The organism is Providencia sp. PROV061, from assembly GCF_011045655.1.
GTDB classification, from domain to species: Bacteria; Pseudomonadota; Gammaproteobacteria; order Enterobacterales; family Enterobacteriaceae; genus Providencia; species Providencia hangzhouensis.
Window position 1 is genome coordinate 1,756,649 of the sequence record NZ_CP042861.1, and the last position, 15,324, is coordinate 1,771,972.

Annotated in this window: 13 protein-coding genes; 6 read left to right on the forward strand and 7 right to left on the reverse strand. The window is 40.0% G+C overall.

The window, feature by feature from the left end; genetic code table 11:
* Positions 1-52: 52 nt before the first annotated feature.
* From FVA72_RS07920 to FVA72_RS21670, 3 genes are read left to right on the forward strand one after another with little or no spacing between them, the layout of a single operon-like run.
* The gene (locus FVA72_RS07920) at positions 53-346 is read left to right on the forward strand and encodes a 2OG-Fe(II) oxygenase family protein (RefSeq protein ID WP_094961698.1); all 294 of its coding nucleotides are present in this window, start codon (positions 53-55) and stop codon (positions 344-346) included.
* On the forward strand, positions 333-803 hold the full coding sequence (locus tag FVA72_RS21665) for an EamA family transporter (RefSeq protein WP_243154748.1): 471 nt from the start codon (positions 333-335) through the stop codon (positions 801-803). Before FVA72_RS07920 ends, FVA72_RS21665 begins: the two co-directional genes overlap by 14 nt.
* The gene (locus FVA72_RS21670; RefSeq protein ID WP_243154749.1) at positions 794-1,204 is read left to right on the forward strand and encodes a DMT family transporter; all 411 of its coding nucleotides are present in this window, start codon (positions 794-796) and stop codon (positions 1,202-1,204) included. The genes FVA72_RS21665 and FVA72_RS21670 overlap by 10 nt, the downstream gene beginning before the upstream one ends.
* Before the next feature lie 153 nt (positions 1,205-1,357).
* On the opposite strand, the gene fbpC is transcribed toward FVA72_RS21670, so the two are convergent.
* The 7 genes from fbpC to FVA72_RS07960 all read right to left on the reverse strand — a co-directional run bounded on the left by fbpC (position 1,358) and on the right by FVA72_RS07960 (position 10,516).
* On the reverse strand, positions 1,358-2,398 hold the full coding sequence (fbpC, locus tag FVA72_RS07930; protein WP_036959014.1) for a ferric ABC transporter ATP-binding protein: 1,041 nt from the start codon (positions 2,396-2,398) through the stop codon (positions 1,358-1,360).
* A gap of 16 nt (positions 2,399-2,414) precedes the next feature.
* The gene (locus tag FVA72_RS07935) at positions 2,415-4,493 is read right to left on the reverse strand and encodes an ABC transporter permease (RefSeq protein ID WP_110591970.1); all 2,079 of its coding nucleotides are present in this window, start codon (positions 4,491-4,493) and stop codon (positions 2,415-2,417) included.
* A gap of 202 nt (positions 4,494-4,695) precedes the next feature.
* Entirely contained in the window at positions 4,696-5,727 is a 1,032-nt protein-coding gene (locus FVA72_RS07940; protein WP_094961702.1) for an ABC transporter substrate-binding protein, read from the reverse strand.
* 14 nt (positions 5,728-5,741) lie between these two features.
* Positions 5,742-7,067: an MFS transporter family glucose-6-phosphate receptor UhpC gene (gene uhpC, locus FVA72_RS07945; RefSeq protein WP_036959008.1), complete on the reverse strand. Its 1,326-nt coding sequence runs from the start codon at positions 7,065-7,067 to the stop codon at positions 5,742-5,744.
* Positions 7,068-7,173: 106 nt separating this feature from the next.
* Positions 7,174-8,700, reverse strand: a complete 1,527-nt coding sequence (locus FVA72_RS07950) for an MASE1 domain-containing sensor histidine kinase (RefSeq protein WP_110591969.1) — start codon at positions 8,698-8,700, stop codon at positions 7,174-7,176.
* A 7-nt stretch (positions 8,701-8,707) separates the two neighbouring features.
* Entirely contained in the window at positions 8,708-9,334 is a 627-nt protein-coding gene (locus FVA72_RS07955) for a response regulator transcription factor (RefSeq protein WP_004264947.1), read from the reverse strand.
* A gap of 156 nt (positions 9,335-9,490) precedes the next feature.
* On the reverse strand, positions 9,491-10,516 hold the full coding sequence (locus FVA72_RS07960; RefSeq protein WP_096863440.1) for a methyltransferase: 1,026 nt from the start codon (positions 10,514-10,516) through the stop codon (positions 9,491-9,493).
* Positions 10,517-11,652: 1,136 nt separating this feature from the next.
* Between FVA72_RS07960 and FVA72_RS07965 the strand changes: the two genes are divergently transcribed.
* The 3 genes from FVA72_RS07965 to glrR are packed head-to-tail and all read left to right on the forward strand — an operon-like array spanning position 11,653 to position 15,259.
* Entirely contained in the window at positions 11,653-13,092 is a 1,440-nt protein-coding gene (locus FVA72_RS07965; protein WP_110591968.1) for a sensor histidine kinase, read from the forward strand.
* Positions 13,092-13,922, forward strand: coding sequence for a two-component system QseEF-associated lipoprotein QseG (qseG, locus tag FVA72_RS07970; protein ID WP_004264939.1), 831 nt, complete (start codon positions 13,092-13,094; stop codon positions 13,920-13,922). Before FVA72_RS07965 ends, qseG begins: the two co-directional genes overlap by 1 nt.
* Positions 13,919-15,259 (forward strand): two-component system response regulator GlrR, encoded by a 1,341-nt coding sequence (gene glrR, locus FVA72_RS07975; RefSeq protein WP_004264938.1) that lies wholly within the window; start codon positions 13,919-13,921, stop codon positions 15,257-15,259. Before qseG ends, glrR begins: the two co-directional genes overlap by 4 nt.
* The last annotated feature ends 65 nt before the right edge of the window (positions 15,260-15,324 follow it).

Here is a 15,324-nt window from a genome sequence, read left to right on the forward strand (position 1 = left end):
TAAAAACTTTTTAGAAAACCTAACAGGAAGTAAAGTAAATATTATATCAAACATGTACTTAAGCAAGTTTGATAAAGATGATTTTCTAACTACACATTGTGACTCCGATGATGGGATAGGTATTGTAATTAACCTAACAAAGGAATGGGAAGCAAATTATGGAGGATTAACGATGATTTTAGATAAGGATAAAAAGACAATTTTAGATACTTTTATCCCGTCATATTTAAATATTTTAATTTTTGATACAAAAAAAAGAAAAATCCCACATTTCGTTTCCACAGTGACATCTAATAGAACAAGTAAAAGAATGGCATTAGTTGTGAGATATAATGAAGCAAATTAAAGTACTTCTTTGTGCTATTTTAATATCATTCATATGGGGGAGTGCATTTCCTATATCAAAACTAGCGATTGACCAAGTAGGTGTTTGGGCTTTTAGAATCTACTCCCTAATTATTTCAGTTATTTTTTTGTGCTTTGTTTTTTTCTTTTTTAGTCGGTGTCGGTTTAATTTTCGAGAGTTTGTAAACAGTATCCCACTTGGTTTTTTAAATATTTTTTTAGTTCCTATATTAAATAGTTTGGCGTTAAAGTATACAGAAGCGGTAAAGGCATCTGTACTTGTTTATACAATGCCAGTAATGGCAACAGTTGTATTGGGTGTAATAAATAAACATATTGAAACTCGGTCAGTATTTGTATCTTTGTTATGCATTAGTGGTATTTTTATCTTTATATCACCAGTTGGTATAAGTATTGGTGAAATGATAATTTTATTAAGTGCATTTATGTGGCACTAGGAACTATTTTATCTGAAAAAATTACCATGAAAATAAACCTAACTTCAAAAGTATTTTATCAAAATATAGTATCATTTGTTTTTTTTATTTTATTAATTCCATTTTTAAATGTTGATTTAAACATATTGAGTAATATACATTCTGAATTTTTTATGAGTGTATATATACCAATTATCTATATGGGGATAGCTAATGGCGTGATTGTTTATGTTCTTTGGTATTATATGATAGAGTATGGTGGCGCAAAGCTTTCATCATACTCAATTCTTATTTCACCAATCATTAGTGTGATGATTTCATCCTACCTTTTAGATGAGACAATGACAATTTCGATGATAATCGGTATGTTATTTATTTTGTTAAGTATGTTAATTGTACTTTCAGAAAAAAATAAAAATTGATATTGAAGTCACCGATAATATGCTTTTAGTGATTATTTTCTTATGGGGCACATTCCCCCTCCGCCCTTATGGGCGAAGGGAGAATGTGCTATTCACAATGCTAAGTTTCCCTTGTTACCTAATGACATTTTGTATTATTCAAAGAGTGGGATATTACTCAAGAATAAACATGCCGTATGGGTGGATCTGCAAATAGAGGTTTTCCCCGACAGAAGGTTGTAATTGAGTGGCATTAATTTGCAGCAACATTGATTGGCCATGCCAATCAACAGTGACTTCATATTGAGGCCCCATATAAGCAACATGAGTCACTGTACAGCGTTGGCTGTCTTCACCTTGTAAACTCAGCGTGATAGCTTCGGGACGAACCCCCACAGTTACCGCGGTTTTATCAGTAACAAACTGTTCTGGGCGTGGTAAGCGATAATTGAAAATATCCACGGAATCCGCACTGAGTGTCGCAGGGAAAATATTGGCATCCCCCATAAAGCTGGCCATAAATTTTGACGCTGGCTGGCGGTAGAGCTCTTGCGGTGAGCCGAGTTGCATGATTTTCCCTTTATTCATGACCAACACCATATCCGAAACCGCAAAGGCCTCGCTTTGGTCATGGGTAACATACAAAGAGGTGATATTAAACTGCTGCTGTAACTCACGGATTTTTTCACGCATGCTACGACGTAAATTTGCATCCAAGTTACTTAATGGCTCATCGAACAACAGCACTTTTGGCTTAAGGATCAATGCGCGAGCTAAGGCAACTCGTTGCTGTTGTCCCCCAGAAATTTGGTCGACAAAGCGGTCAGCAAAACCAGCTAAATCAACTAATTCTAATGCCTCGTCAACTCGTTTTTTTATTTCGGCTTTGGGTAATCCTAACATTTTTAAGCCATAACCCACGTTGTCCCCCAAGGACATATGCGGGAACAGGGCATAAGATTGGAAAACCATACAGATATCGCGTTGTTGAATGGAACGGTCTGTCACATCTTCACCGTCAATAAACATACGGCCTTCAGTCGGTTTTTCTAAGCCAGCCACTAAACGCAATACGGTGGTTTTACCGCAGCCTGATGGGCCGAGTAGGGTCACCATGCTACCTTGCGGAATTGAAAGACTTAAATCATCGATGACGGTATTGTTGCCAAAGCGTTTAGTCACATTTTTTAGTTCAACAAAATGATGTTGTGTCATGTCAGTTACTCCATGATTACTGTGCATTTTTGGCTTTGGAACGTGAAACACGGGCTTCGCCAATCAAATAGTCAAATAAGAAAATAATTGCCAACATTACGACAATCAGGATTGAGCCATAGGCAATGGCAACACCATATTCACCGTCTTCAACACGGTTCAAAATATAAGCTGTTGCGACGCGAGTATCTGGAGTAACCAAGAATACAATCGCACTGACAGTGGTGATCGCGCGGACAAAGCTATAAATCAACGCTGATAAAATGGCTGGACGCAACAAGGGTAATAGGATAAAGAAGATGGTACGCATTGAACCCGCTCGTAAGCTGAGTGACGCTTCATCCAATGATTTATCAATTTGCCCTAAACCTGCAATACCAGCACGGATACCCACAGGGACGTTACGCATGGTCATTGAAATAATGACGATGGCAGCCGTTCCCGTTAAATAAAACGGTGAGTCGTTAAAGGCTAAAATGTATGACACACCTGCCACGGTACCTGGAACAGCAAAACACAACATCGTCGTGAATTCGATGGTCTTTTTACCACGGAAGTCTTGGCGAACTACGATATAGGCAATTAGTAAACCAAGGATCGCGGTAATAGGTGCCGCAATACCTGCATACAGAAGCGTATCTAACAGTGACGGCCATGCACCATCACTCATACCCTGACCAAATAATTTAATAAAATTATCTAAGGTTAATGTGTAATCAACACCCCAGTTCACGGTAAAGCTACCGTAGAAAATGCTACCGTATAACAATATGTTAAATGCAACCCAAATAGCTAAGAAGGCTGTTACAGTGACAATTAACGATGTTGGTAACGGCTGAACATCACCACGGTAAGATTTCCCGGACACAGTGACATAGGAGCGTTTGCCTATCCACATATACTGAACGCAGAATACTAATAGTGAGAACACTAGTAGTGACGCACCCAAGGTACTGGCGGCTTGATAATCTAACTGTGACCCAGTGATATAGAAGTAAATTTGCGTCGCTAATACGTCAAAGTTTCCGCCTAAAACTAATGGGTTACTAAAGTCAGCCAATGATTGCACTATGACGATTAAAAATGCGTTTGCCAAAGCAGGTTTCAGTAATGGCATAAATACATTAAAGAAAGTTTGGTAACGGTTGGCACGCAATGTATAAGACGCTTCTTCTAAAGATGGGTGAATGGTTTTAATCGCACCATCTAAAATCATGAATGACATCGGGGTGAATGCTAGCACTTGCGCTAACCAAATTCCCGTAAAGCCATATAGCCAGTTGGTATTTTCAAGGCCCATATAAGTAGCAAGGAATTCGGTAATATACCCTGAACGCCCCATCATCAATGTGACCCCTAGACCGACGACAAATGGGGGAGTGACGATAGGCAAAATAGAAAAAACACGGCCAATGATGGCGGAGCGTTTAGCAATACGTGTCGTATAAATAGCTAAAATCAAACCAAAGAAAGTACAGCCAGCCCCTACCGCTAACGATAAAAATACTGAGTTAATAATAACTTGGACAATATGCGATTGTGTCAAAATTGCCACAAAGGCGAATGGCGCAAAGTCTCCATTTCCATCAGTGAACATTGGGATAAAAATAGCGACACTTGGGAACACAATAAACAGGGTTATTAAAGCAACAACGGTGATCAGTGAGCCAATAACAAACTGGTCTCCACCGAGCCACTCAAGGCGGGTTAACGCCAATGTCATCACCATTCCCAAGGCGATAAATAGCACAATAGCTGAGTAACCTAACCCTTTTCCTTCAAAGTAGGAGGTTAAGATCACCACGGCGGCGGTGATAACAGCCACGCCAATATCGACGTAATGCCGTGTTTTATGATAACGATCCGCTGGTGTTAACGGGCGAATAAATAAAATAGAAGGTAATAAATACCAAAGCCAACTAATGTTTAGGCTACTCCAACCGTAAGCCGCTATGATCTCGTCTTGTGTTGAATCAAGTACGCCATAGTCTAGGCTCCAAGAAGGTAGTAACGCGAAACCTAGCCATGCAATCAGCAACCAAAAGAATATGCTATCCTTTTTGGTTGGGGTCGATAAGGTTAGGGTTTGAGACATAGTTCCCCCTAAGCTCGTCATATTTTGCGCTGTCACGGTATTGGCTTCACTCCGTTACCCTAGTCACATACTTATGTATGCTCCTAGGGATAACGTCACTTGCCGCCTAGTGACAACGCTCATAACTCGAAGCTTAATTAAATTAATTTTTTATTTTAGTTAAGTAAGTGCTCAGTGCGGCGAGTTAACGCCGCACTTAATGCTATTTGCTCATTTTGACTTCAGTAACCCATTTATTGATAAGGTTTTTACGGACATCAGCATCACCGTATTTATCCATATCGTAATTAATTAGGTTCAACTCATTGAGTTTTAATGAAATAGGCGAGGACTCTGCCGTTGTGTTGGTTAAGATTTGGTAAGATTTCCCTTCTTTCCAGCTCAGCTCTTGAGCTTCTTTCGATAAGACGAAATCAACGAATAATTTGGCGTTGTCCATATTACGTGCGTTTTTCAGGATACTGATCCCGCCGATTTCATAACCTGTTCCTTCACAAGGAGCGATGAGTTCTAACGGCGCACCGTTTTCCACTTCTAATGAATAATCATGTAAGAAGCCAATACCAATTGCCGACTCACCACGAGCCGCATTACGTGCTGGAGCAATACCTGACTTGGTATATTGTGATATGTTAGCATTTAATTTTTTTAGATAATCAAAGGCTTGCTCATTTCCCCATAATTGGTCGAAAGTGGCTAATGCAGTATAAGCTGTCCCTGAACTTTGTGGGTCTGCGATTTGAATTTCGCCTTTATACTCAGGTTTTGTTAAATCTTTCCAGCAAGTTGGGATCGGCAAACCTTTTTCTTTTAAGCGGTCTTTATTGACACCGAAGCCTAAAATACCGATGTAAACTGCGGAAGAATAGTTACCTTTACGTTTTGCTGGGTCTTGGAACTGCGGCATAATTTCAGACAGATTTGGCGACTTGTATGGCTCAAGTAAATCCATTTCTCCTGCTTGTGAATGAGGGTCTAATGTACCGCCATACCACACGTCAGCTTGTGGGTTACGTTTTTCGGCCTCAATTTTGGCTAAAGTACTGCCAGAACCATTACGTACAAATGTGGTTTTGACATCGTATTTTTTCGCAAAAGCTTGCGTTTCAGTTTCGCACATGGCGTTAGTGGCGCTACAGTAAACAACCAAACGGCCCGCAGCATTTGCAGTGGTAGAAATAGCCGCTAGTGATAAACCAGCAGCGATAAGCGTAGAGAGAGTTTTCAGTTTCATTTTCAGTCCTTTATTCAGGTTTTATTATCAGAGGGTGAAACAGTGCCTGCTAAATGCTCTCGCTTGCTGACATTGGCAATCAATAGAGGCATTAGCAGTAATCCCATCAAAGCCGCAGCACTGGCCAGTAAAGAAAACATCCCTGACCAACCATAATGTGCAATGACTTGAGAGAGTGGCCATCCCGCAATTGCCGCCCCTAAATAGGCGTACAATCCAAGATAGCCCGTTACCGCCCCAGCTGCTTTTTTATGACAATATTCTGTTGCAGCTAAGCCGATTAACATTTGCGGTCCAAACACAAAAAATCCGATAGCAAAGAAACATACAGCCAATAAAGCGTAGTGATGAATTGGTGTTAACCATAAGGCGCTAACTGAGACACAAAGCCCCAAAGAAAACAGTAGGATCATTGGCGCTCGTTGGCCGCGAAATAGGATATCAGAGCCCCAGCCAGAGCAGAGAGCACCTAATAATCCCCCCAATTCAAATAACGATAATGTTGCATTTGCACTGAGTAAATTAGTGCCATGTTTCTCTGTTAACCATAAATTTCCCCAATCGTTTATCGCCATGCGAATGAGATAAACCAAAATATAGGAGAAACCCAGTAACCAAATCATACGGTTAAAAATAATGGCATCTTTTAAAATCGTTAACATTGGCATGGGAGGGGACAAACGCTCTTGGCGTAACTCCAACACATCTTGTCGCCATTGCCCCACGCTTGGAAGCTGTTCTTCTTGTGGTGTGCCACGTAATTGGCGGCACAGCCATAACCCAATGATGACTCCAATAACGCCAGGGACAATTAATGCCATTTGCCAGCTGTACTGGGTTGCCAATAATGCCGTTAGCAGAGGCAGTAACATTCCCCCTAGGTTGATGGAAATATTCCACAGCCCCCACCAAAACCCACGTTCATTGCGTGAATACCAGTGCGTTAGAATGCGTGCGCAAGGTGGCCAGCCCCAGCCTTGAAAAAAGCCATTTAGTGTCCACACGATTAATAACGCCGGAAACGATAAGCAATAGGCAAAAATAATATTTAGTAGCCCTGTCATCACTAAGCCGACACCCATAAACCAACGGTATCCGGTGATATCGTGGAAAATTCCCGATAAAAACTTAGAAATACCGTAGGTTAAATAAAATGCAGTCGCTATCCAGCCAATATCGCTTTTATCGAGAAACAGCTCGTTTTGCATGACAGGCATCACGAAGTTAAAACTCTTTCGCGTAAGGTAAAAAGTGGCATAACCAATAATCATTGATAGCATTAAGCGGCGACGCCAAAAACGATACGTGTTATCCAGACTCAAGGTGTCTTTACCTGTCATAGGGCGGTTTCTCTTGTTAGGCAAAATGTAATCAAGTTTTTAACAAAAAGGATGAGAGAAGGTATTAGGGGACTAGGAATTATTCCTAGTTTTGCGATGTTTTATCTCAAAATGTGGGCAAGTTAACACTTATTTGTGTTCCGTTTTGTGTGGTCAATGTCCAGTCACCACCTAAGGCTCGAACTCGCTCCTCAATACCGCGCAAACCAAAGCCACTTGTGCGTTTGCTAAATGGAATACCAACACCATTGTCATCAACAACTAGCTGGATCGAGTCACCTATTTGCTTAAGAGATATGTGAATTTGTGTGGCTTTTGCATGTTTACTGATATTGTTAAGTAATTCTTGGACGAGGCGATAAAGTGTAAATAAAACCGTTTCATTGATCGGCGTTTCTTGTAAGCCATAATGAAAGTGACATTGAATATTATTCTGTGGAAAAGAAAATTCAGTAATTAAGTGCTTAAGTGCATTTTCAAGGGACATTTCATCCAATACGGGAGGGCGCAATTGGCGCAATAATTGCCGCGTAGATTGGTGAATTTGCTGAGCTAGTTCATTTATTTGACTTGCTGCTTGGTGGCTGATGTCGTCAGATGCTGTTTTTTTCACTAGCATTGACTGAATTTGGATGGCAGTAATATTTTGCCCAATTTCATCATGCAACTCGCGAGCAATCGCTTTTTTGATATCTTCCTCGGTATGAACGAGTTGTAACATTAAGTCGCGTCGCGCTTTTAGCTCTTGCTCTAAGCGTTGTCGGTAGCGTTGTAGGTTACTCGCCAGTTGTTTTTGTCGGCTAATTGCTATCCCAAGCCCAATGCCAATTAAGGCTTGGGAACTGAGAAACATTTCTAGCTCTTCTAAATCAACAAAGGCACCGTGAAATTGCCGTGCAAAAGTAATAATTAAACTGCCTAATAATGCAGAAAGTACGCCGCCCTGCCAACCATAGCGATAAGCCATAAAAACATTAGGAATAAAGACGAGTAGGACAATTAACCGCTCAATTTCGGGGGCAAAAAAGACTTGGGCACTCAACCCAACGACACAGAATAGAAAACACCAAACTATTAAAGAGGTTCGTAATTGTTTATCTGGCGTTCCATAATCAAGGAGCATTTGGTAGTGCTGCTCGTGGAGATATTCATAAATAAGGTAAACAAAAGGAGAGAGTAGTATTCCTCCGGTGAATGTTGTTAGGAATAATTGGCTAATGGAATAAGATGATAACCCACTGAATAATAAAGCATGTAATACACTATTTGCGGCAACACCTGCGAGTAATAATAGTAATCGTTGCCAATATAACGTATAGCGCCACCAAATGTTTTGAATGACGAAGGCAACACCGAGACTCAATAATGGAGATAACAGTAAAACAGGTTGGAAGAGCAGTTGCTCTGATGATAACCAAAAATTTAATATCCCTTCGCTGAGTAGTAGTGTTGGCCAGTAACGTCGCCACAGGATAATCATCAATGCTAGGCGCAAGCCTTGCGGAAGAAATAAAGTTGCTTGAAAACTGTTTTGACTTAAATAAAAGCCGATGATCCACAACCCAATCCATAACAGAGAATAGGTAAAAAATAGAAAGATGGACTGCAGTGTTAAACGTAAGCTTTTATTCATGCCGAAATTACCTTGATATTAGGTTATGCTCTAACGCGTAATGAACAAGGTCGATGGTATTTTCGCATTGTAATTTGCCTAATATATTTGCACGATGCACATGCACAGTTTTATGGCTTAATTCAAGTTGCTCTGCGATCACTTTTACACTCAAGCCAGCAACTAATAAATCAAACACTTCCCGTTCCCGAGGCGTGAGTTCTTGTAGACTTTGCTGCTGTTGGGGTGAGTGGCGTAACGCTCTCATGGCATCGGCGCATAGGTAGCAGCCTCCTTGGTGTACTGAGCGAACCGCTTGCACTAATTCTTCAGGGCCACAGCGTTTAGTTAAATACGCACTGGCTCCAGCATCTAAAGCACTTTGCACAAAAGCGGGGGTATCATAAATACTCAAGATAATGGTGCGAAAATCCGGCTTTTTTTGGCGCAATCGTGATAAAAGTTGCAAGCCGTTCTCATCTGGCATCGAAATATCCATGATGGCAACATCAATATCTAAATTAAGCAAATTAGGCCAAGCTTCTTGAGCATTAGCATATTGCCCGACAACCGAAATATCAGGTTCAAGTGTTAATAGTTGTGCGAAGCCAGAACGCACAACGATATGGTCATCAACTAACGCGATTTTTATCATATTTTTATCAATTTGATGAGTAGGGTATTGGCAAATCTTATAGCAAGACGAACAGGGATAAGCTACTAACATAATTTAAAATTCTGATATTCATCAGGTATTTTCTTTCATTATCCTGCTTTAGTGCTTTGATTGTATAAAGCAGGATAGCGGACGTTAAATGGGGTATGCTTCAATAATGGAAATATGACATTGTGTTGAAATAATTTGTTTTAATTGTAAGTTTGCTTGATTTAGCAGTGAATTGAACTCAGTTTCTGTGCGTTCATGGCCTTCATCAAATAAAACCATCTGTACTAAATCCATATTTTTACTGAAGTGGGGGTGATTGTCGTTGGTAACAATATTTTCAATGATTAGTAACTTAGAGTTAGGACTCATCGACTTTCTAATTGTTTTAAGTATCTTTATTGCAACAGTATCTGACCAATTATGAGTAATATACTTGAGTAAATAAATATCAGCTTCAGGGCAGGCTTCAAGAAATGAGCCAGCTTGGATGCTCCAACGTGTGGGGTCATCTAGTTGATTAAAAATATGTTTTTCTAATACTTGGGCTTTATCAAATAATATGCCTTTTAATGTTAAATTTGCTTTCATAACCTCTAAAAGTAACCCACCACAGCCGCCGCCAATGTCTGCAACGAGAGCGTTATCTGGGAAACTATAACTTTCTACGACAAATGCATTTTCTAATTTACTTACAGACGAAATGCCTTCGTGGAAATTATCACTATCAGTAATTCGTTCATCCCAATATTCATAAAAACTCATTCCAAACATGCTGTTAAACAAATGGGGCTCAAACGCGCTGCGGTGTAACTCGCCTGCGGGTAACCAGAACGAAGGGTCAGTAAACATCAATACCGCTTGCCGTAATGAAAACGTATTCTTTTCAGATAAATATTGTGCGGCGGGTGTGAGGTCAAATTTGTTATCAGGGGTTAGCTTAAAAATATCTTTAGTGGCTAATAATCGTAATAATCGAGTGAGTTCTCGGGGATTTGCTCCCGTTTCTTTGGCGAGTTCTTCAGCTGTTTTGGAACCTGATTGTAATGCTTCTGCAATACGCAGTTTCACCGCGGCACGTAGTGCAGCTTGGTATAAATAGCCAATAGATTGCTCTAAAATATGTAAAGCTGGTTGAAGATCCTGCATAGGTAATGAGGGCATTTTATTCATAAATACACCTTAAACGAGAAAGTAACAATAAAATATAATGATTGGTAAAGTATCTCTGCTGTTTTTATTATAGATGGATTTAACCAAAGTCAAATATATCAATTATATATTGTTGTCTTGCTCTCTATCTTAATTAGTGCCTTACGGTAAATCATTAATTATTCTAATTTAATTTATATTAAGTGTATATTTAATGTGTGATTAAACGACAGTGTCTTAAATAAGAGACAAACACACTATAGCCGTGTCTCCAAAAGGCGACATTTATCTTATTGATATTTAAGGTATTTGAAAATGAGCTAATCGGGTGTCATAAATTAGCGACACTTAAGAAAAAACAGTAAGCGGGTACGGTGTATTAAAAAGTAGCTAAAGTGGGATTAAAAATAAATTTTGTTTTTAATCATGTAGATATAAAATTTCTTGAAAAGTTGGCACGGCTTGTGCATAATAATATTCAGTTGCTCATTCAACTTCTTATGTAGGTCCAAAATTAGTTGGGTACATACCACATAAACCAAGAATGACGCCAAAGTAAGGTGCCTACCGTCCAACAGCATAGATATTCGCCTTCGGGCCTTATCAAACACAGGGCGACACGTGGAGTGAGGCACCACCTATATGATTATCTTTAATGTAAAGACATAATCATATAAAAAGCATTATAGAAGTTGTTATCGCTGGCGGGGTGAAGGTCAATACTTCATCCCGCCTTCCTGTTTTATGCCCGTCATACTTCGAACCGCAGCGTTGTTACCTGCGTTCAGCCACTCTAGTCACATACTTTTGTATGCTCATAGAGATATCTTCTCTTGGCGCCTAGCTGCAATCCGAATTATTTAGGGCATAGCTTAGTGTTTTATTTTTAAAGAAAAAACTAAAGAAAAGACGAAAGAATTCATTTAGTAAGACCTATCGATTCTTTTATGCTTTCGTTTATGCGAAAAAGTAACATCCGGAGCGATGAACATACCTATCTGAAAATTATCATTTTTTACCAATTAACTTGGCACGTTCATTGCTTTTTGATTGTTACACTTAGTCTGATTTTAACGCTATGGGACACAGAATTTGGATTGTGCTTTTCGCATTACAGGGAGTTCTGCTACCATTGCAATACGTTTAATGGGTATGAGATGAATGTATTGAGTAAATGGCGTTTTTTCCCTCGCTCCTTGCGTCAACTAGTTGTGATGGCATTCTGGCTTGTATTACTTCCTTTATTAGTATTAGCCTATCAGGCATATCAAAGCCTAGAGCAACTGAGTAACCAAGCTGCCAATATCAATAAAACCACGTTACTTGACGCACGGCGTAGTGAAGTGATGAGTAGCCTCGCCTTAGAAATGGAACGGAGCTATCGTCAATATTGTGTTTTGCAAGATGCTACATTGCATACTCAATATCAGAAACAGTTTGCAGACTACCAGCAAATGTTTGAACGTCAGCGAACGATCTTACCTACCTCGTCAGACACTTCTGCATTGACTAAGACTTTGGATGTACTTAAAACGGTTGCGTGTGAAAACAATGAACCGACAGAAAAAATCACACGGGCTTTAGAACAATTTTCTGCCGAAAATGCCTCATTAGTGCAAGAAACTCGTGATGTGATTTTTAGCCGTGGGGAACAGCTGCAAAAAGCGATTGCGAATAAAGGCCAACTATTTGGTTGGCAAAGCTTAATTTTATTCTTATTAAGCGCATTGCTAGTGGCATTATTCACTCGGATGATTATTGGCCCAGTTAAAGCTATCGAACGAATGATTAACCGTCTCGGTACTGGGCGTACAATTGCGAATAATATTGAACGCTTTAAAGGCCCTAGGGAGCTACGGACAATCGCACAGCGGATTATTTGGTTAAGTGAACGACTCGCATGGCTTGAATCACAGCGCCACGAATTTCTACGCCATATTTCACATGAATTAAAAACACCTCTTGCAAGCATGCGTGAAGGAACAGAATTACTCGCTGATGAGGTGGCAGGGCCATTAACGGTGTCTCAAAAAGAAGTTGTAGAAATTCTTGATCACAGCAGTAAGCATCTTCAGCAACTTATTGAGCAATTACTTGATTATAATCGTAAGCTTGTCGATGACCCACCAGAAGCACAAATTGTTGATTTACAAAAACTCATTGAAGATATTGTTAAAGCACATAATTTACCAGCACGGGCTAAAAATATTAAAACAGAAGTGCGTTTAAAAGTAGACAGCTGTTTAGCCGAACCCTCACTTTTAGGACGGGTTATTGATAATATCTACTCCAATGCGGTGCACTATGGTGGCGAATCAGGTAATATTTGGATATCTAGTCGCCAAACAGGTAATAAGCTTCTGATTGAAGTTGCGAATACTGGGACGCCAATTCCTGAGTCTGAGCAAAGCATGATTTTTGAGCCGTTCTATCAAGGTTCACTACAAAGAAAAGGTGCTGTCAAAGGAAGTGGGCTAGGGCTGAGTATTGCGCAAGATTGTATTAAACAAATGGGGGGAGAACTTTCTCTCGTTCCCAACAAATCAGCAGATGTCTGTTTTAGAATTGAACTGCCTCTAACCGCAGAGAATGAATAATGGTAAATCGGTCTACAGGTGTTTGGGCGGTACTTTACCGTAACGCATCGTTAAGTAAATATAACCAAAGAGTACCTTATGTGATGAGACGTACAGGGCTCAATTTTGGGGCGGTTTTATTTTCCCTAATTTTAAGTGGATGTGTAGTAAAAAATGGTCAGTCACCACTCGAAACTCTGGCGCAAGTTGTTGTGCCTGAAGTTAAAGTCACAGACTACCGTTATACATCATGTGAATCTATTTGGAACAATGACCAGCCAACTGCACGGGAAAATGCATTATTTTGGTTACGAATGATGGACTGCGCAGATCGCACGGAAACCAGTCAAGCACGTGAAGATGCAGGTAAAATAGACGTAACAAATTGGTCGAGTGCATTTCAACAAAATATTTTGTTGAATTCTGCTGACCCGTCTATTGCAGAGCGCCGTAAAATGCTTGATAGCATAAATACGTACAGTTTGAATTTTCCCACAGGGGTACGTCCATTATTACAATTATGGCGTGAGCAACAAGTACAAATTATCAATCTGTCAGATGCAGGGGTTCGTTATAAACGCCTACAGCAAGAAATGGATACAAAACTCGACCGTCTAAAGGAAGATAATGCTAAATTGGCTTTTGAACTGAATACAACCTCCCGTAAGCTTGAAAATTTAACGGACATTGAACGCCAGCTTTCTTCTCGTAAGAAAAGCACCAACGAAACCGAAAAAGATGTAGAGAATGGGGTTGAAGGAGATAAGCCTATTTCCTCAGAAGAGCCAAAGCCTGATAGCAGCGCATCTTCTCCAGTAGAGCAAAATTCATCGGAGAATGAACAAAAATGACGAATCGTAAGTCAGCAAATTTATTGCTAGTTGACGATGACCCGAGCCTTCTTAAACTGTTAGGTATGCGCTTGAGTAGTGAAGGTTTTAAAGTCACTACAGCAGAAAGCGGCCCTGAAGCACTAAAAATCTTACAAAAAGAAAAATTAGATTTAGTGATCAGCGATTTACGCATGGATGAAATGGATGGTATGGCGCTTTTCGATGAGATACAAAAAGCCCATCCAAACATGCCAGTTATCATACTCACTGCTCATGGTTCTATCCCTGATGCCGTCGCGGCAACACAACGAGGCGTATTTAGTTTTTTAACTAAGCCAGTAGATAAAGATGCATTATATAAAGCAATCGATGAAGCTCTCGCGCTCTCTTCGACACCAATTAGCGATGAGGAGTGGAGCGCTGGTATAGTCACGCGTAGCCCCTTAATGATTCGGCTATTAGAACAAGCGCATATGGTGGCACAATCTGATGTTAGCGTGCTAATTAATGGGCAAAGTGGTACAGGTAAAGAAGTTTTAGCTCAGGCTATTCATAAAGCCAGCCCTAGGGCACGTAAGCCGTTTATTGCCATTAACTGCGGTGCATTACCTGAACAATTATTAGAGTCTGAATTATTTGGTCATGCTAAAGGGGCTTTTACCGGCGCAGTAAGTAACCGCGAAGGGTTATTCTTTGCAGCCAGCGGTGGTACGTTATTTTTAGATGAGATTGGCGATATGCCAATGCCATTGCAGGTTAAATTATTGCGAGTATTGCAAGAACGCAAAGTTCGCCCTTTAGGTAGTAACCGCGATTTAGATATTGACGTGCGAATTCTCTCCGCAACTCACCGTAATTTGCCTAAAGCGATGGAAAAAAATGAGTTTCGTGAGGACCTCTACTATCGCTTAAATGTGGTTAATCTGCGTATTCCTGCGTTAAATGAACGTTCTGAAGATATTCCATTATTAGCAAATCATCTATTGCGTGAATCTGCATCACGGCATAAACCTTTCGTGCGTAGTTTTTCCAGTGACGCCATGAAGTGCTTAATAACAGCGAGTTGGCCGGGCAATGTTCGTCAATTAGTTAATGTTATTGAACAATGTGTTGCATTAACAACGTCTCCTGTTATCAGTGAAGCACTCGTCAGCCAAGCACTTCAAGGTGAAAATACGGCCTTGCCGACATTTGTTGAAGCTCGTAATCAATTTGAATTGAATTATTTACGTAAGTTATTACAAATGACAAAAGGGAATGTCACCCAAGCTGCCCGAATGGCAGGGCGAAACCGCACAGAATTTTACAAATTACTTGGTCGACACGATTTAGAAGCCAATGATTTTAAAGAATAAATAAGAATTATTTACCACATAGTTGTTATCGATTACATTATGTGGAATAAGGCAATTCATATTCA